At 47.2% G+C, this 23,996-nt stretch carries 22 protein-coding genes; 17 read left to right on the top strand and 5 right to left on the bottom strand.

Annotated elements, in window-relative coordinates; all coding sequences use genetic code 11:
• The first annotated feature begins 7 nt into the window (after positions 1–7).
• The 6 genes from DB398_RS06345 (at position 8) to DB398_RS06320 (ending at position 7,510) form a co-directional block, all read left to right on the top strand.
• A complete protein-coding gene (locus DB398_RS06345) occupies positions 8–1,507 on the top strand; it encodes a SusD/RagB family nutrient-binding outer membrane lipoprotein (protein ID WP_108423552.1) in 1,500 nt (499 codons plus the stop codon).
• 95 nt (positions 1,508–1,602) lie between these two features.
• Complete coding sequence (locus DB398_RS06340; RefSeq protein ID WP_108423551.1) at positions 1,603–3,087, top strand: glycoside hydrolase family 10-like protein; 1,485 nt, start codon at positions 1,603–1,605, stop codon at positions 3,085–3,087.
• 6 nt (positions 3,088–3,093) lie between these two features.
• Entirely contained in the window at positions 3,094–3,576 is a 483-nt protein-coding gene (locus DB398_RS06335; protein ID WP_108423550.1) for a GNAT family N-acetyltransferase, read from the top strand.
• On the top strand, positions 3,573–4,853 hold the full coding sequence (locus DB398_RS06330) for an MFS transporter (protein ID WP_108423549.1): 1,281 nt from the start codon (positions 3,573–3,575) through the stop codon (positions 4,851–4,853). Before DB398_RS06335 ends, DB398_RS06330 begins: the two co-directional genes overlap by 4 nt.
• The gene (locus DB398_RS06325) at positions 4,846–6,441 is read left to right on the top strand and encodes a glycoside hydrolase family 3 protein (protein ID WP_108423597.1); all 1,596 of its coding nucleotides are present in this window, start codon (positions 4,846–4,848) and stop codon (positions 6,439–6,441) included. Before DB398_RS06330 ends, DB398_RS06325 begins: the two co-directional genes overlap by 8 nt.
• Positions 6,428–7,510, top strand: coding sequence for an anhydro-N-acetylmuramic acid kinase (locus DB398_RS06320; RefSeq protein WP_108423548.1), 1,083 nt, complete (start codon positions 6,428–6,430; stop codon positions 7,508–7,510). The genes DB398_RS06325 and DB398_RS06320 overlap by 14 nt, the downstream gene beginning before the upstream one ends.
• Here the strand turns inward: DB398_RS06320 and DB398_RS06315 are convergent.
• The 4 genes from DB398_RS06315 to DB398_RS06300 all read right to left on the bottom strand — a co-directional run bounded on the left by DB398_RS06315 (position 7,507) and on the right by DB398_RS06300 (position 12,533).
• On the bottom strand, positions 7,507–8,721 hold the full coding sequence (locus DB398_RS06315) for a multidrug effflux MFS transporter (protein WP_108423547.1): 1,215 nt from the start codon (positions 8,719–8,721) through the stop codon (positions 7,507–7,509). The genes DB398_RS06320 and DB398_RS06315 overlap by 4 nt on opposite strands.
• A 337-nt stretch (positions 8,722–9,058) precedes the next feature.
• Complete coding sequence (locus tag DB398_RS06310; RefSeq protein ID WP_108423596.1) at positions 9,059–10,600, bottom strand: acyl-CoA carboxylase subunit beta; 1,542 nt, start codon at positions 10,598–10,600, stop codon at positions 9,059–9,061.
• Positions 10,601–10,605: 5 nt separating this feature from the next.
• Positions 10,606–12,048: an acetyl-CoA carboxylase biotin carboxylase subunit gene (gene accC, locus DB398_RS06305; protein ID WP_108423546.1), complete on the bottom strand. Its 1,443-nt coding sequence runs from the start codon at positions 12,046–12,048 to the stop codon at positions 10,606–10,608.
• Positions 12,048–12,533, bottom strand: a complete 486-nt coding sequence (locus DB398_RS06300; RefSeq protein ID WP_108423545.1) for an acyl-CoA carboxylase biotin carboxyl carrier protein subunit — start codon at positions 12,531–12,533, stop codon at positions 12,048–12,050. The genes accC and DB398_RS06300 overlap by 1 nt, the downstream gene beginning before the upstream one ends.
• A gap of 175 nt (positions 12,534–12,708) precedes the next feature.
• Here DB398_RS06300 and udk point away from each other — a divergent pair, with 175 nt between their 5' ends.
• From udk to DB398_RS06245, 11 genes are all read left to right on the top strand, one after another.
• A complete protein-coding gene (gene udk, locus DB398_RS06295; RefSeq protein WP_108423544.1) occupies positions 12,709–13,317 on the top strand; it encodes a uridine kinase in 609 nt (202 codons plus the stop codon).
• 2 nt (positions 13,318–13,319) lie between these two features.
• Entirely contained in the window at positions 13,320–13,652 is a 333-nt protein-coding gene (locus DB398_RS06290) for an FtsB family cell division protein (protein ID WP_108423543.1), read from the top strand.
• Positions 13,645–15,024: a methylmalonyl-CoA mutase subunit beta gene (locus DB398_RS06285; RefSeq protein ID WP_108423542.1), complete on the top strand. Its 1,380-nt coding sequence runs from the start codon at positions 13,645–13,647 to the stop codon at positions 15,022–15,024. Before DB398_RS06290 ends, DB398_RS06285 begins: the two co-directional genes overlap by 8 nt.
• Positions 15,017–17,104: a methylmalonyl-CoA mutase gene (gene scpA, locus DB398_RS06280; RefSeq protein WP_108423541.1), complete on the top strand. Its 2,088-nt coding sequence runs from the start codon at positions 15,017–15,019 to the stop codon at positions 17,102–17,104. Before DB398_RS06285 ends, scpA begins: the two co-directional genes overlap by 8 nt.
• Positions 17,105–17,237: 133 nt before the next feature.
• A complete protein-coding gene (locus DB398_RS06275) occupies positions 17,238–18,011 on the top strand; it encodes a ParA family protein (RefSeq protein WP_108423540.1) in 774 nt (257 codons plus the stop codon).
• Positions 18,012–18,920 carry a ParB/RepB/Spo0J family partition protein gene (locus tag DB398_RS06270; protein WP_108423539.1) on the top strand — a complete coding sequence of 303 codons (909 nt, stop codon included), beginning with the start codon at positions 18,012–18,014 and terminating at the stop codon, positions 18,918–18,920.
• On the top strand, positions 18,913–19,539 hold the full coding sequence (locus tag DB398_RS06265; protein ID WP_199913355.1) for a DUF5683 domain-containing protein: 627 nt from the start codon (positions 18,913–18,915) through the stop codon (positions 19,537–19,539). The genes DB398_RS06270 and DB398_RS06265 overlap by 8 nt, the downstream gene beginning before the upstream one ends.
• Positions 19,540–19,542: 3 nt before the next feature.
• Positions 19,543–20,244 (top strand): 4-hydroxy-tetrahydrodipicolinate reductase, encoded by a 702-nt coding sequence (dapB, locus tag DB398_RS06260; protein ID WP_108423538.1) that lies wholly within the window; start codon positions 19,543–19,545, stop codon positions 20,242–20,244.
• 48 nt (positions 20,245–20,292) lie between these two features.
• Entirely contained in the window at positions 20,293–22,035 is a 1,743-nt protein-coding gene (gene lepB, locus DB398_RS06255) for a signal peptidase I (RefSeq protein ID WP_108423537.1), read from the top strand.
• A 17-nt stretch (positions 22,036–22,052) separates the two neighbouring features.
• On the top strand, positions 22,053–22,685 hold the full coding sequence (locus DB398_RS06250; RefSeq protein WP_108423536.1) for a WbqC family protein: 633 nt from the start codon (positions 22,053–22,055) through the stop codon (positions 22,683–22,685).
• A complete protein-coding gene (locus DB398_RS06245) occupies positions 22,678–22,986 on the top strand; it encodes a DUF6122 family protein (protein ID WP_108423535.1) in 309 nt (102 codons plus the stop codon). Before DB398_RS06250 ends, DB398_RS06245 begins: the two co-directional genes overlap by 8 nt.
• On the opposite strand, the gene DB398_RS06240 is transcribed toward DB398_RS06245, so the two are convergent.
• Complete coding sequence (locus DB398_RS06240) at positions 22,975–23,994, bottom strand: endonuclease/exonuclease/phosphatase family protein (RefSeq protein WP_108423534.1); 1,020 nt, start codon at positions 23,992–23,994, stop codon at positions 22,975–22,977. The two genes, DB398_RS06245 and DB398_RS06240, sit on opposite strands and share 12 nt — an antisense overlap.
• Positions 23,995–23,996 lie beyond the last annotated feature (2 nt).

The raw sequence follows: 23,996 nt of genomic DNA, 5'->3' as shown, positions 1-23,996 counted from the left end.
AAGGACTATGAAAATTATCAAACACATATATATATCACTGTTACTTGTTGGAGTGGCATCCTGCTCGGATGACTATTTTGATGTGAACAGTTCCGAGACAGCACCGACCACAGCATCGCTGGAACCCCAATATAGGATTCAAGGTGCCATAGAGAACACTACGGGAACGGCCCAGTATAGAGGAATGAGGGAAGTTTTGGGAGTGGTCCAGTACGGATCCCAGAACGTGGCCAACTACTATTCGGAGACTTGGAGCAATGAATTTACCACAGGCCGATATTTTCTGTGGCAAAATGCCTATGTCTATGCCCTGCCAAATACCGCCGACCTTATTGTTCTGGGTAATCGATACAACTCCCCCAACTATGTTGCGGTAGGTAAAATACTGAGAGCCTACAATTTTGGAATGACCACCGACCAATATGGCGATATCGTTACAGATCAGACCTACGACGGTGAGTCCTCCATGAACCTTACCCCTGAGTTTGTAACGCAAAGGGAAGTGTACGCGACCATCTTTCAGATGTTGGACGAGGCCATCGAGGAATTGCAACAGCCCAGTGCCATAGGATTGGACCAGGAAGGCGGCGACGTACTCTATCAAGGCGATCAAGATCAGTGGATAAAATTTGCCAAAGCCATCAAAGCTCGGTATTTGAACCACTTGAGCAAGAAATCCTCTGGGGACATGGCCTACGATGCACAACAGATCATTACCCTTTGCCAAGAATCATTCACTTCCAATGCGGACAACGCACAGGTGACCTTTGGCGGTGGTGAAGCGGAAAACGACAACCAGCCCTTTAGCTCCACAGGGTATGGATCATCCCGTTTTGACTATTTCTCCGATTTCTTTGTGGAAATGCTCAAAAACCCCATGAATCTGGAAACCCCTTATGAAGACCCCAGACTAAGTATTATTGTTCCCGAAGCGGTCAATGGTGGTTATCATGGCGTGGTGACCGGTCGAGGGTTGGACGGATTGCCTTCCGATGATTTCTCACTCGGAAATGGAGGTTTTTATACCAGTTCAACATCTCCAACCTATATGATGAACTACAGCGAGGTCAAATTCATTGAGGCCGAGGCCCAATTTAGGAGTGGAAACCCAGGTGAAGCCTATACAGCCTTTAGAATGGGCGTTCAGGCCGACTTGGAAAAATTGGGAGTCCCCAATACAGAGGCAACCGCTTATTTAAATGAGTTGGACACCCAAGTGGGCAGTGACAACATAAGCCTGTCACACATCATGGTCCAAAAATACATCGCCAACATGCTCAATCCAGAAACCTGGGTGGATATGCGCAGGATGGATTACAGTGCCGATATTTATCCCGGCCTGCAAAGACCGGACCATGTCAACCTGGACATCTTCCCTGGAGCAAATGATTGGCTTCAAGCAATGATGTACGAATACAATGAAGAGGACAGGAATTATGTGAATATGCCCGACAACAATCCTTACATCAGACTCACAACACCTGTTTGGTGGAATACCGAAGAATAAAGGAATTTCATTTTGAGTTGTTAGTTGTTTAATTCAATTTTAGCAAAAAGGCCTACATTTAGTGCATAGTAGGCCTTTTTTATTTATCTCAGTTCATGAAAAGATTTCTCTACCTGGTTCCTTTTGCATTTTTGATTTCCTGTGCCGTTTCCAAAGCACCCAAGGAAGAATTCAGGGGGGTATGGATAGCCACAGTGGCCAACATCGATTGGCCCAAGCACCCATCCGATGATGTTGAAAAGAAAAAGAAGGACTTTATTGCCATTCTGGACTTTTACGAAAAGTTGAACTTCAATGCAGCCATTGTGCAGGTGAGGACCGCCGGCGATGCCCTCTACCCCACCCGGCTCGCCCCATGGTCCAAATACCTATCGGGCCAACAGGGAAAAGCACCCGAAGGTTTTGAAAAACCGCTCCAATGGATGATCGAGGAAACCCATAAAAGGGGAATGGAATTCCACGCTTGGCTCAATCCCTACCGCGCCACGTTTGACCTGGACACCTTGGCCCTCTCCAAATCCCATGATTTTTACCAACATCCCGACTGGATGATCAAGTACGGCAAAAAATACTACTATCACCCCGGCCTTCCCGAAGTGCAGGACAAATTCAACCAGATCATTGAAGAATTGGTCATCAACTATGAGCTGGATGCCATCCATTTTGATGATTATTTCTATCCCTATAAAATTGAAGGGGAAACATTTGGGGATGCCGAAACTTTTTCCAAATACGGATTGCCCGGACAATCCTTGGAAGATTGGCGACGAAGTAATGTGGATTCCCTCGTGAAAAATGTACACGCCACCATCAAAAAGAACAAACCTTGGGTACAGTTCGGCATCAGTCCGTTCGGGGTCTGGAAAAACAAAAGCACCGACCCAAGGGGCTCCGACACCCAAGCCGGACAGACCACCTACGAGGACCTGTATGCAGACCCCGTGCTCTGGGTGCAGGAAGGTTGGTTGGACTATTTGGCCCCACAAGCCTATTGGAGCATGGATTACCCAGTGGCTTCACACAAAAAAATTGCTTCATGGTGGGCCAATGCCACACCAAACACCAACCTGTACATGGGCAACGGCACCTACAAAATCAAGAACAATGCCGACAAAGCTTGGGAAAAGGACAATGAGATCCCCAAACAGTTGAGCCATGCCCGTAACCTGGAAAACATTGATGGCAATATCTTCTTCAGTGCCAAATCATTGATGGGCCAGCATGAAAAGGTCAATACCAAACTGGCAAAGAAATTTTATGCCCTGCCCGCAGAAAATCCGGGGGCCATCAACCAAGTGACAAGGGCCGTACAATTGCCCGCAATCATTTCTTTGGAAAAAACAGGGCAATCCGTGAAAATTTGTATCGACCACACGGACCGTATTCCTCGTTTTCTGAACCTTTACCTTGTAAAAAATGGAAAAACACAGCTCCTTGCAAAAGAATATCTTTCAGAAAGTGATGGGGAAGGATGCTTTGCATTCAACCTATCGCCAAAACAGCTACGTGGCAATCTCCAAATCAACATCAGTGATGCCTATGGCAATAAAAGCGCCATGCTACCCCTGAACATCAAATAGACCGATATGCACGACATGCTTGTTCGACTTATGGACCTCCCCGACACCTCCACAGCGGAAAAAGCACTTTTGGAGAAAGAGGGCATCATTTTTAAAAGGCCCATACCCCCCGAAAAGAGCATTGTGGTCCAGTGGGTCGGCCAGCATTTCAGCACAAACTGGGCGGATGAGACCGAGGCTGCCTTCACGGCATTGCCCGTAAATTGTTTCATTGCCCAACGGGAGCAGGAAATTTTGGGTTTTGCCTGTTTTGAGAGCACGGCAAGGAACTTTTTTGGCCCTACGGGAGTTCTTCCCTCCGAGAGGGGCAAAAACTTGGGCAAGATCCTGCTGGTGAAATCCTTGCTCGCACTGAAGGAAATGGGGTATGCCTACGCCATCATCGGTGGGGTTGGCCCTGCCAGCTATTACGAAAAAACCGTAGGTGCCACCATCATCGAGAAATCGGAAAAAAGCATCTACCAGAACCTATTAAAACATCCCAAATGAATGTAGTTCCAAAAGACAAAAACGCCTGGCTGTGGATTCCCTTTTTATACTTCACCCAAGGGATCCCTTACATTCTGGTGGTCACGGTCTCCGTGATCATGTACAAGCGGTTGGGCATTGGCAATGCCGAAATAGGGCTGTACACCAGTTGGCTCTATTTGCCTTGGGTCATCAAACCCTTGTGGAGCCCCATTGTGGACCTGAACGGCACCAAACGAAAATGGTTCCTGGGCATGCAATTGGTCATTGCCCTTGCATTTTTGGGAATCGGGCTGTTCCTGCCCTCCAATTCCTTTTTCACCATCACCTTGGCGTTTTTCTGGATGGCCGCCTTCGCCTCCGCCACCAACGATATTGCTTCGGATGGTTATTACATGATCGGTCTTACCCAGAAAAAACAATCCTTCTTCATTGGCCTTCGCAGCACCTTTTACCGATTGGCCATGGTGACAGGGCAAGGGCTCTTGGTCATTTTTGCTGGATTTTTGGAGAACAGATATGGTGACAACACCAAAGCATGGTCCGTTACCATGATCAGTGCGGCCGTTTTGATGATCGCCCTCACCATTTCCAACTTTTTTGCCACGCCCAAGTTTGAAGAAACAGCACCCCGACCCAAAGAAAAACAAGTGGGCTTTTTAGAGGTGTTCGCTTCCTTTTTCAAGAAAAAACAGATAGGCTGGGTGCTCCTGTTCATCCTCACCTACCGTTTGGGCGAATCCCAATTGGTAAAAATGGCCTCCCCCTTCCTTTTGGACAAACTCGAGGTGGGCGGATTGGCCTATTCCACTGAAGCCGTGGGCACCATCTATGGCACGGTGGGCATCATCATGCTATCCTTGGGCGGAATCTTGGGTGGAATCCTGATCTCGAGGGATGGCCTAAAAAAATGGATGCTGCCCATGTTGCTGGCCCTGAACCTGCCCAATGCCCTGTATGCACTTTTGGCAATCACCCAAACCACCAGCATGTTTGCCGTGGTGGGCACCGTGGTCATCGAGCAATTTGGTTATGGTTTTGGGTTTGCTGCATTTATGATGTACCTCATCTATGTGGCCGAAGGGGCCTCCAAAACATCGCATTACGCCATCGCCACCGGATTTATGGCCCTCGGGATGATGCTCCCCGGCATGCTGAGTGGATACATTCAGGAGTGGTTGGGATATGGCGGCTTCTTCACTTGGGTCGTGATTGCTGCGCTACCCGCATTTGTGGTACTGCGCTTTTTGAAATATCCTGCGGATTATGGCAAAAAAACTATCGACACCAATGACTGATACCCATCCAATCTATACGCTTCCAAAGAAAGAATTGACCCTAAGACAAAAAGTGGGGCAATTGTTCATGCCTGCAGTTTTCATTAATGATACCGAGGAAGAAGTCCAAAAAATGGAAAGCCTCATCAAGGAACACCATGTGGGGTCCATCTGCTTTTTCCACAGTAGGGCCAGTGCTGCGACCAATTTTGAAGGGAAGAAAAAAGTGGTGCACAATGCCAAAAGCTATGATCGGTTAAAAGAACTCATTGCCCGCTATCAGAAAGCGGCTGAAGTTCCGATTTTGGTAGCCATTGATGCCGAATGGGGATTGGCCATGCGCATTGAGAACACCCCCCAGTTTCCCTACGCCATTACCTTGGGCGCACTGAACGGTGGCGAAAATCTTATCTATCAAGCTGGACAGCATATCGGATGGGATTGCAAGGCTGCTGGCATTCAGTGGAACCTTGCCCCAGTGGTGGACATCAATAACAATCCTGAAAACCCGGTGATTGGCTACCGTTCATTTGGGGAAAACAAAAGAAAGGTGTTGGCCAAATCCGAAGCTTTTATACAAGGAATGAAAAGTACCGGGGCGCTGAACTCCATCAAACACTTTCCCGGTCACGGTGATACGGCCACCGATTCCCATTTGGGACTGCCCGTCATCGATAAATCTTTGTCCGAGTTAAAAGAAAACGAACTGTTCCCATTTCAGGAACTCATCAACAAAGGAGTGGATTCCGTGATGGTAGGCCATTTGTCATTACCTCAATTGGACGCCGAAAATCCATCGACCACTTCATCAAAAATCATCACTGATCTCCTTCGGAAACAAATGGGCTTTGAGGGTGTGATCATTTCAGATGCCCTGAACATGCATGCCGTCTCCAAAAAATATCCCCAAAAAGGAAAATTGGAACAGGCCGCTTTTGAAGCGGGGATGGATGTTCTTTGTTTCAGCGGGAACGTGAAGGAAGGGATTGAAGAAATATTGGGAAATGCATCGGAAGAAAGAATCCAAGAGAGCTTTGAAAGGATTTGGAAAATAAAATACAATGTATTTGCAGACAACTCCCGACCTGAAGAGTTCAATACCAAATCACCTTCGAAGCTAAACCGGGAAATAGCAGAAAGCAGCATTACAGAACTCATTTCAGATGTGTCTGCGGTCGATCAAATAAAATCTTCTCGTTTTTTGAATGTTTCCGTGGATTTTGGAAAGAAAAACACCTTTTCCGAGCAGATTTCGTCCAATTTCGGGTCAAAAACCATTGATTTGAATGATGTGCTATCTACCGATAACAAAAATATTGTACTGAGCATCTTCCCACCTGCCGTAAAACCCAAAAACTTTTTTGGTTTTGGTGAAATCACGTTGGCAAACATCCATAAATGTGTAGCAGAAAAAAATAGCTTGATCTATCTTTTCGGGAATCCGTATGTGCTGGATATTTTAAAGTTGCGGCCGAATTCCAATGTGGTAGTGGTATATCAAGATTTTGCGGAGTTTCAAGATGTTGCCTTCGATCATTTTATGGGAAAAATTGAAGCAAAAGGAACACTTCCCATCCAATTAAAAACCAAATTTCATGAGCAGCTATAACGTATTGGGGTTGATGTCGGGCACATCACTGGATGGTCTGGACATGGCCCTTTGCCATATTTGGCAGGAAAATGGACACTGGAACTTCACCATCAAACACTCCATGGATGTTGCCTACTCCGATGAAATGAGGGAACATCTCAAAAATGCCATTTACCTATCCGAAAAAGATCATGCCCAGTTGCACCGGGATTATGGTATTTGGTTGGGGGAACAGTCCAAAAATTTTATGGAGGCGTTTGGTCCAGAGGTGGATTTTATTGCCAGTCATGGCCATACTTCCCATCACAGGCCACACGACGGCATCACTTTTCAATTGGGTGATGGACAACTCTTGGCAGATACCAGTGGCAAAAAAGTGGTCTGCGATTTCAGGACCAAGGATGTGTCCCTAAAGGGACAAGGTGCCCCATTGGTTCCCATTGGCGATAAATTGCTGTTCCATGAATATGATTTTTGTTTGAATTTGGGCGGAATCAGTAATATTTCCTTTGATAAGAATGGGAAGCGGATTGCCTATGACATCGGATTGGCCAACATGCCCTTGAATTATATTACCCATAAAATGGGTCTGGCCTACGATGAAAATGGAAAATTGGCCCGTTCGGGGAAATTGGACCACAATCTTTTACAACAACTGAACGCCTTGGCGTATTACCAGCTTCCCTACCCCAAATCCACAGGTTACGAATGGTTCACCGGCGAGATTGTTCCCTTGGTTGAAGCTTCCGGAAGTTCCGAGATTGAACTTTTGCACACCTTTATCCACCATAATTGCGAACAGATTGCCCTTTCGGTCCATAAACATCAAAGCAAATCCCAAAATAAATTATTGGCGACCGGTGGAGGGGCACTCAACCAATTCTTTGTGGATACATTACAAGAGAAGTTGGGTTCCCATACCGAAGTGGTCGTCCCGAGCAAAACATTGATCGCTTACAAAGAAGCCTTGGTCTTTGCACTGATGGGTGTGCTGCGTTTGGAAGGCCAGACCAATGTGCTGCGCTCTGTTACTGGGGCCACATCAGATTCTTGCAGTGGGGAGATCTTCCTTCCCAACCAAGGTTAAACCGCGGCCAGCTTTTTCCTTCTAGGCTTTCTCACCATCAAGAAAATGGCAAGGGAACACAGTCCACAGATGGCCAAACCAGCAAAAAGAGGCCATACACTATCTTTCACAAATTCCCCGATGAAGGTCGCAATGGGAATGGAGAGCAGGGTGGACACAAAACCATTGATGGCCGCACCTATTCCCGCAATATGGCCTATGGGCTCCATGGCAATGGAACGGAAGTTACCCCACATAAACCCAAGACAGAAGAACTGCACGGACAGAAACCCGACCAACACATAGATACTTGGATTGGGTGAGTTCAGGTACAAAAAGGAATACAACAGGGCTACCGAACAGAACACGATGGTGGCCATCAGGGACAGTTTTCGCATCCCAAAGCGCATCACCAAGGTACCGTTCAGAAAAGTGGAAAGTCCAATGGAAATGGCCAATCCTGCAAAAATGTAGGGGAACATCTCCTTCAGCGCATATTGGTCCTCAAAAATATGCTGGGCAGAACTCAGGTAGACCAAGAACGCCCCTGTGACCAATCCTGAAGTCAGTGTAAAGGCAACGGTTTCCCTATGTTTCACAAACTCCTTCAGACCATCTATAAAAACATGGCCTGTGAACGGAATCTTGTATTCGGGGTGCAAGGTCTCTGGCTGTCGCTTCCAAAACCAAAGTGCGACCACCAAGGCAAAGAACAACTGCACATAAAAAATGGCCTGCCATCCGGCAGCATCCATGATCAATTTGCCTATGGCAGGGGCCACAACAGGCACCAAAATGAAGAAAGCCACCACAAATGACATGATCTTCGCCATGTAATCGCCTTCATACGTATCTCGGATGATGGAAATGGATATGGTGCGGGGAGCGGACAGTCCTATTCCTTGGAATATCCTTCCAATGACCATGATTTCCAGTGATGGTGCATAGAGACAGATGATACTGGCCACCAAGAAAATGGTGAACCCAATATAGACCACGGGTTTTCTACCAAAACTGTCGGATATGGGGCCAAAGAACAATTGTCCCACACCCAAGCCCAAGAAAATCATGGTAACCAACAATTGGTTGTCCGTTGTGTCCAAACTGTTGATGGCCACACCGATGTTTGAAATAGCGGGCAAAATGGCATCAATCGCAAGGGCAACAATGGACATCAAGGCAGCCATCATGGCTACAAATTCAAAATGAGGTTTTTGGGTTTCTTTTTGCATGGCGCAAAATTAGGCATAGCCCATGGATCCATAAAACTTTTAAGATAGGTTTAATGATATGTTGATATAGGTTTTGTCTATGAGCGCCTTTAGTACATTTTGAAGGTTTTTTATACCAAAGCCGTCAATTAGCTTCGCTCAGTTCGGATTTGCCTCGGGTCAAGTGAAATTCCGAAGGAATTTTGTGTCGAGAAATCGAAGATTCAGCGGAGCTAATCGGTTTTGGGCTCGAAATTCTGGTTCTCGATACAATTTTTCTCTCGAAAAATTACTCGAAATGACTTTATAAATTCAATTAGTGAAAATTCGTGCCATTCGTGTCAAAACACCGCAAAACCTACAACGGAATATTACCATGCTTCTTCCATGGAGTCTGCACTTCTTTTTTCTCCAACATGGCATAGGCCTTCAACAGTTTGCGCCTTGTATCTTTTGGTAAGATCACCTCGTCAATGAAACCGCGCTCCGCAGCTCGATAGGGGTTGGCGAACTTTTCCGCATATTCGGCCTCTTTCTCCTTCAACTTGGCTTCGGGGTCATCTGAATCGGCAATCTCTCGCCTAAAAATGATCTCGCTGGCTCCCTTGGCTCCCATCACGGCAATCTCGGCACTGGGCCATGCAAAATTGAAGTCGGCACCAATGTGCTTGGAATTCATCACATCATAGGCACCGCCATACGCCTTTCGGGTGATCACCGTCACCCGTGGCACGGTTGCTTCGCTTAGGGCATAGAGCAATTTGGCCCCATGCATGATGATCCCGCTCCACTCCTGGTCCGTTCCCGGCAAAAATCCAGGGACATCCACCAAAACAAGCAATGGAATGTTGAACGCATCACAAAAACGGGTAAAACGGGCTGCTTTCTGCGAACTTCGTACATCCAATACCCCTGCCAAGAACATAGGTTGATTGGCAATGATGCCTATACTTCGTCCTCCCAAACGGGCAAAACCTGTGATGATGTTTTCCGCAAAGTCCTTATGGATCTCATAGAACGTGTCGTTGTCGATGACACCCTGGATCACATCGTGCATATCGTACGGCTTGTTTGAATTATCGGGCACAATGGTGGTAAGCTGCTCCCGAAGCTCATCACCAAGCTCATACGGTTTTATTTTGGGCCGTTCGGTATTGTTCTGGGGCAGGTAGTCCAACAATCGTTTGATATCGTCCAAGCAAGTGGCATCGTTGGAAGCCGTCCGGTGTGCCACGCCCGACTTCGCTGCGTGTGTGCTGGCCCCTCCCAATTCTTCGGAAGTGACCTCTTCATTGGTCACCGTTTTCACCACATTCGGGCCTGTGACAAACATATAGCTGGTCTCCTCTACCATCACAATAAAATCCGTCATGGCCGGGGAATAGACAGCACCACCCGCGCAGGGACCCATAATGGCCGAAACCTGTGGAATCACGCCCGAAGCCTGCACGTTTCGGTAAAAAATATCGGCATAACCTCCCAAAGACCGTACCCCTTCCTGTATCCTTGCCCCTCCGGAATCGTTCAGCCCCACAATGGGCGCCCCGACCTTCATGGCCAAGTCCATCACCTTACAGATTTTTTCGGCATGGGTCTCGGACAAGGCACCACCAAAGACCGTAAAATCCTGGGCATATACATAGACAAGCCTTCCGTTCACAGTGCCATACCCTGTCACCACCCCATCCCCGTAGTAGATTTCCTTGTCCATCCCAAAATCTTTGGTGCGATGGGTGACCAAGGCCCCCATTTCTTCGAAGGAACCTTCATCCAAAAAGTAATGGACCCGCTCACGGGCTGTCAATTTTTTCTTTTGATGCTGCTTTTCAATTCGCTTTTCCCCACCTCCCAAAAGGGCTTGGGCCATTTTTTCCTGAAGCGTCTTTATTTTATTGTCCATTGGGTTCAATTTGATGGCAACCGTACTGTTTTTTTATCTTCCAAATACTGATAGAGTGCAACCAGTGCAGCTACTTCGGCTTGTTTGGCATTGCGCTCTTTGATGTCGTCCGGGGCATAATGGTTTTTCACAAAGTGGGTGTCAAAATTGCCCGAACGAAAGGCTTCATGGGCAAAGACAAAACTCCCGAATGGTAATGTGGTCTGCACTCCCTTCACCTTGTATTGCTTGATGGTGTCCAGCATCAGCGCTATGGCCTCTTCCCTCGTTTTACCATAGGTAATGAGCTTGGACAGCATGGGGTCATAATAGATGGGCACGTCCATGCCCTCCTCAAAACCATCGTCCACACGGATGCCTTGTCCACTGGGCGGCCTATATATTTCCAAGGTGCCCACACTCGGCAAAAAATCGTTCAAAGGGTCTTCCGCATACACCCGAAGTTCCACGGCATGCCCATGGATTTTCAGGTCTTCCTGCTTCATGGGCAGTTCTTCCCCACGCGCCACGCGAATCTGCAATTCCACCAGATCTACTCCTGTGATCATCTCGGTAACGGGATGTTCCACTTGCAAACGGGTGTTCATTTCCAAAAAATAGAAATTGTGGTCGGCGTCCATCAGAAATTCCACTGTACCAGCCCCTATATAATCGCAGGCCTTGGCCACTTTGGTCGCTGCCACGCCCATTTTTTCCCTCAGTTCCGGGGTCAAGATGGAGGAAGGGGCCTCTTCCACCACTTTTTGGTGCCGTCTTTGCACGCTGCATTCCCGCTCAAAAAAGTGAAGGACATTCCCGTGGGTGTCCGCCATCACCTGTACTTCGATATGTCTGGGGGACTTCACATATTTTTCCAAGAACACCGAACCATCCCCAAATGCAGAGGTAGCCTCACTGATGGCACGTTTCATGCCCGATTCCAACTCCTCTTCCTTCTCCACAATACGCATTCCTTTGCCCCCACCGCCTGCGGATGCCTTGATCAGAATGGGATAGCCCACCTCTTTTGCAATCTTTTTGGCCTTGGTCACATCGGTAATGGCCTCATCTATACCGGGAACCATGGGAATGTCGTAGGCCTTGACCGCTTCTTTGGCCGCCAATTTGCTCCCCATCATTTGGATGGCCTTGGATTTGGGACCAATGAAAGTGATTCCGCTTTTCTCGACAGCTTCGGCAAAGTCAGCGTTCTCGCTGAGGAAACCATATCCGGGATGGATGCCATCCACACCAAGCGCCTTGGCCACTTCAATGATCTTGTCCCCCCTCAAATAGGATTGGTTGGAGGGCGCCTCACCAATGCAAACAGCCTCATCGGCAAACTTTACATGGGGTGCGTTCCTGTCCGCTTTTGAAAACACGGCCACAGTTTGTATGCCCATCTTTTTGGCGGTTTTCATCACACGGACCGCAATCTCGCCGCGGTTGGCTATCAATATCTTTCTCATCATTCAAACGCTATCAACAATTGTTTTTTATCAACCGTATCACCTTGCTTCACGGCCACCTGTTTCACCACTCCCTTTCTCGGCGAAGTGATGATGTTTTCCATCTTCATGGCTTCCAAGACCAACAGTTGATCTTCTTCATCCACCTCTTGCCCTACTTTTACCAAAATATCCAAGATGAGGCCGGGCATGGGCGCGGAAATGGAGTCGATGTTCTTGGCCCCGTTGGTAGCAAAACCCATTTTCAGAATGAGTTCATCCAATGGCGTGTGGATGGATGCCGTGTATTCATTTCCGTTGACTGAAATGGTATAGGTGCCCTCATTGTAATTGGATTGCAAGATTTCGATGGTGTAGGATTGCCCTTTATGGAGCAAATGAAAGCTAGTTTTCCCCGTTTTGATCAAATCCAATGCGGCAATTTGTTCATGGGAGAACGCAAAATCAACATTCTCGCCCACCTTTACCGAGTACGAACTGTCCATAGCGACTTTCTTTGGTTAGTTGGATAAATATAAGGGTAATGGTTTGGAATTGCACAAGACATTCCGGTTATCCTATTGTTATGATCTGCGGATGGACATCATTTTACCCGCTTGGGAACGATAGGATGGCAACAGATATATTCAAATGTTTATTTTTGGGGCTAAATTGGTTCGTATGCTGATCTTAGGGATTGCCGGGGGCACCGGGTGTGGAAAAACGACAGTGGTCAATCAAATTGTTGACCAACTTCCTAAAAATGAGGTAGGTGTCATTTCGCAGGACTCGTATTACAAAGACCTTTCCCATATGGAACGAAAGGAGCGGGGAAAGGTCAATTTTGACCATCCGAACTCCATTGATTTTGACCTTTTGATCTCCCATATGATGCAGTTGAGGGAAGGCAAGACCATTCAGATGCCGGTATATTCCTTTGTGGAGGAAACACGTTTGGAAGAGACCGTACCCACCCCGCCCCGAAAGGTGATGATCGTAGAGGGCATTTTGGTGTTGAGCAATCCAAAACTTCGCGATCTGTTCGACATCAAAATATTTGTGCATGCCGACTCCGATGAGCGGTTGATCCGCAGGTTGCAGCGCGACATCAGGGAACGGGGGCACGACCTGGACAAGGTGCTCACCCGCTACCAGACCGCCGTAAAGCCCATGCACGAACAGTTCATTGAACCTTCCAAGGAGTTTGCGGACATCATCATCCCGAACAACCACTACAACACGGTGGCCGTGGATATTGTACGGACCATCATCAACAATAAACTGGCATAGCCATGGGCCTGAAGGAATTAAAGCAGAAAAAATGGTTCAAAGTCTTTACCAATACGTATATTTTGGTACTGACCATTTTTGTGATATGGATGGCCTTTTTCGACACCAACTCCCTATTGATCCACATGGAGCTGCGGAACGAGATCAAGAAACTGGAAAAACAGAAGGATTTCCTGAAAGATGAAATTGCAAAGGACAAGGAGATCCTTGAAAAGATGTCGGACAAAAATGAATTGGAAAAACTGGCCCGCGAAAAATATTACATGAAAAAGGAAAAAGAGGAAATCTTCCTTATCGAGTACGAGGACAGTTTGAAAAACAAACAAGATGACTGACAGTGGCCTATTTGATGAATTTCCCGAAATTTCCGCCAAACAGTGGAAACAGAAGATCCAATATGACCTAAAAGGGGCAGACTATAACGACACCCTCGTCTGGGAATCGTTGGAGGGCATCAAGGTAAAGCCCTTCTACCACTCGGAGGACATGGAAAGCACCAAGACCTTTGCCCTACCCGAAGGCCATACGTGGCAAATTGCAGAGAACGTCTATGCCGGAGACCCCAAAAAAGCGAATGCAAAGGCCTTGGATGCCCTCAAAAAGGGAGCTGGCAGCTTGATCTTTACCATTCCCGACCCAAAAACAGATTTCTCGGTCCTGCTTGCCCATATCGATTTGGAAAAGACCCCGGTCCATTTCAATTTCGGGTTTTTGGACGTGGAACCCATCAAACGGCTATTGTCCGTCACCGGTGGCCAAAAAGCGAATATATTTCTCAACTTGGACATCATCGGGCATTTGACCAAAGATGGAAACTGGTACCACAATCTGGAAAAAGACCATGAACTGGTCGGGGAAATCAACGCATTGGGCAACATTCCGATAGTGGGCGTCGATGTTTCCCATTACCAAAATGCTGGAGCGAACCGGATTCAGCAACTGGCCTATGGGTTGGCCCATGCCCATGAGTACCTGAACCATTTTGTCCCATCGGGAGCAGTTGAAGAGTCTTTTCCAATCGTGTTCAAAGTGGCCGTGGACGGCAACTATTTCTTTGAAATAGCAAAATTGAAGGCATTGCGTTGGCTCTGGAACACGTTGGCTGTTGCATACGGTTTAAAAAATGACTGCCATATCCTTGCCGTGCCCACCAAACGGAACAAGACCCTATATGATTATAACGTGAACATGCTCCGTACCACTTCCGAATGCATGTCTGCCGTACTGGGCGGTGCCGATACGATATGCAACCTTCCCTATGATGCCATTTACCACAAGGACAATGAGTTTGGCAGCCGTTTGGCCCGAAACCAATTGTTGTTACTGAAAGAGGAGAGTTATTTTGACAGTACTTCAAATGCGTCGGAAGGAGCTTACTACATCGAATCGTTGACCCAACAACTGGCAGAAAAGGCCTTGACGCTCTTCAAACAGATAGAGGCTTCAGGGGGATTTTTGGACGCCTTGAAAAAAGGGACCATACAGCAAAAAATCAAGGAAAGTGCCGCAAAGGAACAACAGCTTTTTGATGAGGGGAAGATTATATCATTGGGAACGAACAAATACCAGAACCCCCAAGATCGTATGAAAGATGATCTGGAGCTGTATCCCTTTGTGAAGACACAGTCCCGAAAAACTATCATTGAACCCATCATTGAAAAAAGATTGGCCGAAGCTATCGAACAAAAAAGATTGGACAATGAGTAGAAAGGACCTTCAACATTTGGAATTGAGTTCAGAGTTGGGTGAAACTCATAATTCAAAACCCATAACCCATAACTATAGGCATGCCAACTTCGCTGCCGGCATCTCTCCCTTCCTTCGGGGTCCCTACTCCACCATGTACGTGAGCAGACCATGGACCATCCGTCAATATGCCGGATTTTCCACTGCCGAAGAGAGCAATGCCTTCTACCGCAGAAACTTGGAGGCAGGGCAAAAAGGACTTTCCGTTGCCTTTGACCTCCCGACCCATCGTGGATATGATTCTGACAATGAACGTGTTGTCGGGGATGTGGGCAAGGCTGGGGTCGCCATAGATTCGGTGGAAGACATGAAAATTCTCTTCGACGGCATTCCGTTGGACCAAATGTCCGTTTCCATGACCATGAACGGCGCCGTGATTCCCATTATGGCCTTCTACATTGTGGCGGCACTGGAACAGGGCGTGCCCATGGAAAAACTTTCAGGGACCATCCAAAACGATATTTTGAAGGAGTTCATGGTACGGAACACCTACATCTACCCCCCCACGCCCTCGATGCAGTTGGTGGCCGACATTTTCGAGTTCACCAGCAAACATATGCCGAAGTTCAACAGTATCAGCATTTCTGGCTACCACATGCACGAAGCAGGTGCGCCTGCAGCCATGGAGCTGGCCTACACCTTGGCCGATGGGGTCGAATACATCCGGACCGGAATCAAGGCCGGCATGAAAATAGACGATTTTGCCCCCCGACTTTCCTTTTTCTGGGGGATTGGGATGAACCATTTCACGGAAATTGCCAAAATGCGTGCAGGTCGCATGCTCTGGGCCAAGCTGGTACAGCAATTTGGGCCGAAAAATGAAAAATCGTCCATGCTGCGTACCCACAGCCAGACCAGTGGATGGAGCTTGACCGAGCAAGACCCCTTCAACAATGTGGCAAGGACCACCATTGAGGCCATGGCAGCGGCCTTGGGCGGAACACAGAGCTTACACACCAATGCGTTGGACGAGGCCATTGCCCTTCCCACAGATTTTTCTGCACGTATTGCACGGAACACACAGATCTATCTTCAGCTTGAAACCCATATCACAAGAACTGTGGACCCTTGGGCCGGTAGCCATCTCGTTGAAAAATTGACCCAAGAAATCGCCAAAGAGGCCTGGGAACTCATCACGGAAATTGAAAAACTGGGCGGAATGACCAAGGCCATCGAGGAGGGTATCCCCAAAATGCGCATTGAGGAGGCAGCAGCCAAAAAGCAGGCCCGGATAGACAGCGGACAGGACATTATTGTGGGCGTGAACAAATACAAATTGGAGAATGAGGACGAGCTCCAAATTCTGGAAGTGGACAATGTAAAGGTCCGCAAGCAGCAGATGGAGCGTCTGCAACACATCAAATCCACCAGAAATACCGCTTCGGTCGAAAAAGCCTTGGAAAACATAAGGACCGCGGCAAAAAAAGCAGTGCAACAGGAGACCGACCGTGAAAATTTGTTAGCTTTAGCAGTGGAAGCGGCCAAAGAACGTGCTACGCTGGGCGAGATCAGTGATGCCATGGAGAGTGCCTTTGGACGCTACAAAGCAAAAATCCAATCCTTTTCCGGAGTGTATTCCAAAGAAATCAAGAACGACGAAAGCTTTGAAAAGGCCCGAAAAATGGCCGATGAATTTGCCGTTAAGGAAGGCCGTCGCCCCAGGATCATGGTGGCCAAAATGGGTCAGGACGGACATGATCGCGGGGCAAAGGTGGTGGCCACAGGCTATGCCGACCTCGGTTTTGATGTGGATATAGGCCCCTTGTTCCAGACCCCTTCGGAAGTGGCCAAACAAGCTGTGGAAAACGACGTGCATGTACTTGGCATCTCCTCCTTGGCCGGAGGCCATAAGACCTTGGTACCGGAAGTGGTCCAAGAACTCAAAAAAATGGGAAGGGAGGATATTATGGTGATCGTGGGCGGTGTTGTCCCCAAACAGGATTACGCACACCTACTGGAACATGGCGCCGTAGCGGTGTTCGGGCCGGGCACCAAGATCAGTGATGCCGCCATTGAAATACTCAACATTTTGATGGGCTAATGGCTTAACGATCTAATACAGATAACTTTAACTTTCTTTAACGCCCAAAGCGGCCGTTATTCACCCCTTGTTAACAAAATACATTTTCTGGCATCTTAAATAATCGTATTTTTAGCACCTAACTTACTATGAAATGGGCAAGATTATTGCTATCGCGAACCAAAAGGGCGGTGTGGGCAAAACGACCACTACGGTAAACCTTGCAGCCTCCCTTGGCGTATTGGAAAAGAAAGTATTGTTGATCGACGCCGACCCCCAGGCCAATGCAACATCTGGCCTTGGCATCGATGTGGATTCCGTGGAATATGGCACCTACCAACTTTTGGAACATACCATGAGCGTGGACGAGGTCATCATCCAGACAGATTCCCCCAATGTAGATCTAGTTCCCGCACACATTGACCTTGTGGCCATCGAAATAGAACTGGTGGACAAGGACAATAGGGAATACATGATGAAAGAAGCCCTAAAGGACCTTGGTGACCGATATGATTTTGTCTTGATCGATTGTGCCCCATCCCTGGGCCTTTTGACCCTGAATGCCCTTACTGCGGCAGATTCTGTCATGATTCCCATCCAATGCGAATATTTTGCGCTGGAAGGTCTTGGTAAGCTGTTGAATACCGTAAAAAGCGTACAAAAAATACATAACAACGACCTGGACATCGAGGGTATGCTACTGACCATGTACGATTCCAGGCTCCGCTTGTCCAACCAAGTTGTGGAAGAAGTGAAAAAACATTTTGCCGATATGGTGTTCGACACCATCATCCAAAGAAATGTGAGACTGAGTGAAGCCCCAAGTTATGGAGAGAGCATCATAAAATATGATGCCAGCAGCAAAGGTGCCTCCAATTACCTTAACTTGGCCAATGAAATTTTGAAGAAAAACAAGGAGAAAGTTTAAATGGCGAAAGCAACTAAAAAGCAGGCTTTGGGAAGAGGCCTGTCCGCCCTATTGAAAGATCCCGAGAACGATATCCAATCCGTTTCGGACAAAAATGCGGACAAGGTGATAGGAAATGTGGTGGAACTGGACATCGAATCCATAGAGATGAACCCGTTCCAGCCCCGATCCAACTTCAACGATGAAGCTCTTGAGGAATTGGCCAGTTCCATTCGGGAATTGGGCATCATCCAACCCATCACCGTTAGAAAACTGGATTTCAACAAATTCCAGCTGGTATCCGGGGAGAGAAGGTACCGTGCCTCCAAACTGGTCGGACTGGAGACCATTCCTGCCTACATCCGCATCGCCAACGATCAAGAATCCTTGGAAATGGCCTTGGTGGAAAACATCCAGAGGCAAGACCTTGACCCCATTGAAATAGCACTTTCCTATCAGCGACTGATCGATGAGATCCAGATTACCCAAGAAAAACTGAGCGATCGTGTAGGAAAAAAACGTTCCACCATCACCAATTACCTTCGTCTGTTGAAACTGGACCCCATCATCCAAACAGGGATGAGGGACGGGTTCATCAGCATGGGACACGGTAGGGCGCTCATCAACATCGACAAGAAAAAGGACCAGATCTCCATCTACGAAAAAATTGTTTCCGATGGCCTTTCCGTCCGCGATACAGAACAATTGGTGAAAGCCTACAAGGAGCCCGAAAGCCAAACGGGGGCACCGAAGAAAAAAGGCAGCAAGGATGTTCCCGGATTTGTATCCAAAAGCATTGAAGCCATCAAAGAACACCTTTCCGCAAAAGTGGACATTTCCGCCTCCAGCAACGGAAAGGGCAAGATTGTGATTCCTTTCCACTCTGAAGAGGAATTCAAGCGAATAAAAAAATTGTTGACAGGTGAATAAAAACCTCCTCTTTTTGTTCTTTGCCTTGTTGTTTCTGCACATTGGTCTTTCCCAAGAAAAAGAGGAAACAGGCAAGGAAGAACCCCAACCCCAAGAAGTGGATTCCCTGGCCCAAAATATGGAAGGCGAAGGCATCACTTTTGAGGAAGTGACCAAAAGGGAGAGCGTGAATCCACTTGCTCCCAGCAAAGCCGCATTCTACTCGGCGGTACTTCCCGGTCTTGGACAGATCTACAACAAACGCTACTGGAAAGCCCCTATTGTCTGGGGTGCCATTGGCACTGGAATCTACGTGTATTCCTATAACAACACCGAATACAAAAGAGCCAGAAACGCCTTCAAGCGACGATTGGCAGGCTTTACCGACGATGAATTTTTTGGTCGTATTTCCGATGAGGCTTTGGAGGGAGCACAGGAGAATACCCAAAGAGATAGGGACTTGGCCCTCGTGATCACCATTGCGCTCTATGCCTTTAACATCATAGACGCCAATGTGGACGCCCACCTAAAACAATATAACGTCGATGACAATCTCGCGGTTGATTTTCAACCTTATATAGATGTAAACCCCGTGACCAACCAGCCCAATTATGGAATGGCCTTGGTCGTAAAATTTTAGTGTATGAACATTGCTTTGTTCGGTTATGGCAAAATGGGTAAGATGATTGAACAGATCGCCCAAGAAAGGGGCCATACCATAGTGGCAAAAATAGACGTCGGCACGGCAGATGTGGATTATGGCGCCATGGACGTTGCCATAGATTTCAGTACGCCCGATGCCGCCTTTGAAAATATCACCAACTGTTTCAAAAACGGTGTTCCGGTCATCAGTGGCACCACGGGATGGTTGTCCCGCTACGATGAAGCCGTGGAGCAGTGCACAGAAAACAAAGGTGCCTTTATCTACGCATCCAATTTCAGTTTGGGCGTGAACATCTTTTTTGAACTGAATTCGTATTTGGCCAAAATGATGGCCCAATTGGAGCAGTACAAGGTTTCCATGGAGGAGATCCACCATACCCAAAAACTGGATGCACCCAGCGGGACCGCCATCACCTTGGCGGAAGGGATCATTGGGAACTCTTCGTACAGGGATTGGAAACTGGACACCGCAGGTGATACAACCATTCCCATAACATCAATACGGGAAGGCATGGTGCCCGGCACCCATAGCATCTGCTACGAAAGTGATGTGGACAGCATCGAGATAAAGCACACGGCACACAATAGACAGGGTTTTGCCCTTGGGGCCGTGATCGCAGCGGAATGGATCCAAGGTAAAACAGGTGTCTTTTCCATGAAGGACGTGTTAAACCTAAGCTAAAAAACGTAACAACAATTTAGGCATTTAGTCTAACAAAGAAAACTTTATATGGACGGTACACAGTGGATCATTTTTATCTTGATCATCCAGATCATCCATTTTTTGGGTACTTGGAAACTATATGTAAAAGCAGGACGAAAGGCTTGGGAAGCCGCCATTCCCGTGTATAACGGGATCGTATTGATGAAGATCATCAACAGGCCCAAGTGGTGGGTCATCTTGTTGTTCATCCCCATCATCAATTTATTGATGTTCCCCGTGGTTTGGGTGGAGACCATCCGAAGTTTTGGCAAGAATTCCTTGCTGCACACTTGGTTGGTGATCCTCACGCTTGGATTCTACATCTACTACATCAATTACGCTGAAAATGTCACCTACATCGAAGACCGTAGCCTGAAGCCCAAAACCGGTCTGGGCGAATGGGTCAGTTCCATTGTCTTTGCCATTGTGGCCGCAACCTTGGTGCACACCTATTTCATCCAGCCTTATGTGATTCCGACGGGATCATTGGAGCGCACCCTCCGGGTCGGGGACTTCCTTTTTGTGAGCAAGTTCCATTACGGTGCCCGAGTGCCCATGACCACCTTGGCCGCCCCAATGGTACACGATACACTTCCCGTTCTCAAGACAAGGTCTTACTTGGCCGATGTGGACCCCGAGACCGCCAAGACTTCCTGGATCAACAAACTGCAATTGCCCTACATGCGATTGCCCGGTTTTGAAGAAGTGAAGAAGAACGATATTGTGGTCTTTAGTCTGCCCTCGGATACCCTGTACCAATTTTTCAGGGCCGAAAAGGCCGTCAAAAAGCCCATCGACAAAAAATCCAATTACGTAAAACGTTGTGTGGGCACCCCAGGGGATTCCCTTTCCGTGGTTGATGGCTTTGTACACATCAATGGAAAAAAACTACAGCTTTCGGACAGGGCCAAACCCATGTACAATTATGAAATATATGCCAAAAATGGCGTATCCAGCCGTTATTTGGAAGAAGTGGATGCATCGGACTATTTGCGAAAGTATATTGCCACGACCATAAGCGAAGCACAGTACAATGCCCTGGCCCCTTATGCCATGGGAGCCAATCGTACTAAAGATGGAAAAATAGAGCTGATCACTGAAGAAAAGGGAATCCCAACAGAAGTCATCCGACAATCAAGGCTTTCCCTGACCGAGGAGAAGCCCCTTTCCCGAATTGCCAATATGACTACCGAAATGGTGGAAAAATTGCGTCAAAACCCAGCCATTGATTCCGTAGTGATGACACTGGACCCCAAAGGTGTTTACGGCGGCTCCTTTCCGCAAAAACCCAACCTCTATCCGTGGAACAATGACAATTTTGGACCTATTTACATTCCAAAAGCGGGAACCACGGTGGAAATCAATTCCAGGACGATTCCCTTGTACAAAAAAATTATCAGGGATTACGAGCACAACGATGTCGAGGTCACAGGAGGGAAAGTGCTGATCAATGGACAAGAAGCCACTTCTTATACCTTCAGACAGGATTATTACTGGATGATGGGGGACAATCGTGACCACTCCGAGGATAGTAGAACCTGGGGCTATGTCCCTGCAGACCATATTGTGGGCAAACCTGTCTTTCTTTGGATGAGCTTTGACAATTTCACGGAAGGCATCGCCAATTGGAAACCCAGATGGGAGCGTGTCTTCACCACTGTGGGCGGTAGCGGGGAACCTGTTTCCTACCTCAAATATTTTCTGATCTTGTTGGTTGGATGGTTTGTTTTTGATTTCTTCCGAAAGCGAAAAAAGAAAAAGGCTGAATAACCCTTAATCCGTTTCCTTTGAAAATATTGCTCCACCCCACCTATTTTCCGAACGTGGCCTCTTTTGCCGCCATGGTCCAAAATGATGTGGTCTGGGAAGCCAAGGACAATTTTCAGAAGCAGACCTACCGAAACCGGTGCTACATCTGTACGGACAAAGGAAAACACATGCTCAACATTCCCATCAAACATGTTGGTGGTGATGAGGGCAGGCAAAAATACGCCGATGTGGAAATGGACAACAGCTATCCCTGGAAAAAACAACACTGGCGCACCTTGGAAACAGCCTACAGGACATCCCCTTTCTTTGAGTTCTATGAAGATGAGATAAGACCGCTGTATGAAGGAACCGACGTCTCTTTGTTCGAGTTCAACCTAAAGACCATCGAGGTGGTCGTCAACTGTTTGGGCGTGGAAATGCCCACGGCCAAGACCGAGAAATTCCAAGTGGATCCGACCGAACTAATAGACACCCGTTTTTTGGCAGAGGCCAAACGAGAAGGAAAAATACACTTGGAACCTTACCCACAAGTGTTCGATGATCGTCATGGCTTTATCCCCGACCTGAGCATATTGGACCTTTTGTTCAATGAGGGCACCAATGCCCTTACCTACTTAAAGAACCAATCTTTGGATTTTCCCCATGCTTAGGCACGTGGTCCATTATGGCATCCATTTTCTGGTGCCCATTCTTATTGCCGTTTGGTTTTTCAAGGGGAATCGACTGCAAATTGCCTTGATCTTGTTGGCAGGCATTCTTATCGATGTGGACCATCTGTTGGCAGAGCCGTTATTCGACCCAAACCGTTGCAGTATCGGTTTTCATCCCTTGCACAGCTATTGGGCCATAATGGTGTATTGCATCCTACCCTTTTTCAAACCCACTAGGATCATTGGTCTAGCGCTCATCATCCACATTGTGGCGGACATGCTGGACTGTCTATTGATGTGAACTGAGGCGTAGCGTGGCCATCACAGGGTAATGATCGGACAGTTTTTTATCGAAATTTTCATGATCCAAGATTTCCAAATCGGGATCCGTCAAGATATAGTCTATCCGGATCGGGGTCCTGAAGAGATCATAGGTTCGTCCAAACCCTTCTCCTTTCTCCAAAAAAGTATCTTGCAGATTCCCCCTGACCATTTTATAGATATTTGAAAATTGGGTGTTATTGAAATCTCCACATACAATGTTCGTAAAAGGACTCTTCTCAATATGTTCCCTAAAAATTTTTGCCTGTTCCAGTTGCTTGGTGAAGGTGTTCACCAAACGCCTGTACGCTTTTTCAGACTTGTCCCCATCCGAAAAGGAAGCTGCACTCGGCACAATACTGAATGATTGCAAATGGATATTATATACCCGTATTGTGTCCTTTCCATGGGCAATATCAGCATAAATAATATTATTGATCGTTCCTGGCAAATCCAGCGAACCATTTCCCACTATGGGATATTTTGAGAAAATCGCTTGGGTGGTCCGCCCAGTTGAGTAGGGAGTTTCGCTTCTGTAAGGATATTGGCGCAATTGGCGATGGCGAATTCTATTGTGCTCTTGGATGCAAAGGATGTCTGGGTCTTTTTCCTTTACAAAATTGATTATACTGTCACCAATGCCAGGTTGCTTGATCCATCCGTTCTTATTGAAGCCCCAAACATTGTAGGTCATTATCTTCAGATCAGTGGTCTTTGCCTCCACCTGATCATTATCTCCAAATCCATAGAAAAATCCAAAGGAGATATATCCTATGAGCAATGCCGATATGGAATAAACTGCTCTTTTCCTTTTTTTGAACAACCAATAGAGCAAAAACAACAAATTAAGGATAAAAAGAAAAGGTACGAAGAGGCTCAACACCGAGAGAACAGGTATTGGCTGGAACGGCAAAAAGGAAAAAATGGATATGATGCCCAATAAAAGGGCAATCAAAATATTGATGCCGAGAATTATCCTATCCAGCATTG

Origin of the sequence: Flagellimonas amoyensis (genome assembly GCF_003058265.1) — a bacterium.
Lineage (GTDB): Bacteria > Bacteroidota > Bacteroidia > Flavobacteriales > Flavobacteriaceae > Flagellimonas > Flagellimonas amoyensis.
Note: the sequence above shows the minus strand (reverse complement) of the source record. Positions and strands in the feature narration are given on the sequence as shown.

Coding starts and splice junctions, on each gene's coding strand:
- DB398_RS06240 (WP_108423534.1), bottom strand. CDS start 23,994: ATGCTGGATAGGATAATTCTCGGCATCAATATTTTGATTGCCCTTTTA.
- DB398_RS06310 (WP_108423596.1), bottom strand. CDS start 10,600: ATGGACAATAAAATAAAGACGCTTCAGGAAAAAATGGCCCAAGCCCTT.
- DB398_RS06315 (WP_108423547.1), bottom strand. CDS start 8,721: ATGCAAAAAGAAACCCAAAAACCTCATTTTGAATTTGTAGCCATGATG.
- scpA (WP_108423541.1), top strand. CDS start 15,017: ATGAGTAGAAAGGACCTTCAACATTTGGAATTGAGTTCAGAGTTGGGT.
- DB398_RS06320 (WP_108423548.1), top strand. CDS start 6,428: ATGAGCAGCTATAACGTATTGGGGTTGATGTCGGGCACATCACTGGAT.
- accC (WP_108423546.1), bottom strand. CDS start 12,048: ATGAGAAAGATATTGATAGCCAACCGCGGCGAGATTGCGGTCCGTGTG.
- DB398_RS06345 (WP_108423552.1), top strand. CDS start 8: ATGAAAATTATCAAACACATATATATATCACTGTTACTTGTTGGAGTG.
- DB398_RS06290 (WP_108423543.1), top strand. CDS start 13,320: ATGGGCCTGAAGGAATTAAAGCAGAAAAAATGGTTCAAAGTCTTTACC.
- DB398_RS06275 (WP_108423540.1), top strand. CDS start 17,238: ATGGGCAAGATTATTGCTATCGCGAACCAAAAGGGCGGTGTGGGCAAA.
- udk (WP_108423544.1), top strand. CDS start 12,709: ATGCTGATCTTAGGGATTGCCGGGGGCACCGGGTGTGGAAAAACGACA.
- DB398_RS06330 (WP_108423549.1), top strand. CDS start 3,573: ATGAATGTAGTTCCAAAAGACAAAAACGCCTGGCTGTGGATTCCCTTT.
- dapB (WP_108423538.1), top strand. CDS start 19,543: ATGAACATTGCTTTGTTCGGTTATGGCAAAATGGGTAAGATGATTGAA.
- DB398_RS06285 (WP_108423542.1), top strand. CDS start 13,645: ATGACTGACAGTGGCCTATTTGATGAATTTCCCGAAATTTCCGCCAAA.
- DB398_RS06325 (WP_108423597.1), top strand. CDS start 4,846: ATGACTGATACCCATCCAATCTATACGCTTCCAAAGAAAGAATTGACC.
- DB398_RS06300 (WP_108423545.1), bottom strand. CDS start 12,533: ATGGACAGTTCGTACTCGGTAAAGGTGGGCGAGAATGTTGATTTTGCG.
- lepB (WP_108423537.1), top strand. CDS start 20,293: ATGGACGGTACACAGTGGATCATTTTTATCTTGATCATCCAGATCATC.
- DB398_RS06335 (WP_108423550.1), top strand. CDS start 3,094: ATGCACGACATGCTTGTTCGACTTATGGACCTCCCCGACACCTCCACA.
- DB398_RS06245 (WP_108423535.1), top strand. CDS start 22,678: ATGCTTAGGCACGTGGTCCATTATGGCATCCATTTTCTGGTGCCCATT.
- DB398_RS06340 (WP_108423551.1), top strand. CDS start 1,603: ATGAAAAGATTTCTCTACCTGGTTCCTTTTGCATTTTTGATTTCCTGT.
- DB398_RS06270 (WP_108423539.1), top strand. CDS start 18,012: ATGGCGAAAGCAACTAAAAAGCAGGCTTTGGGAAGAGGCCTGTCCGCC.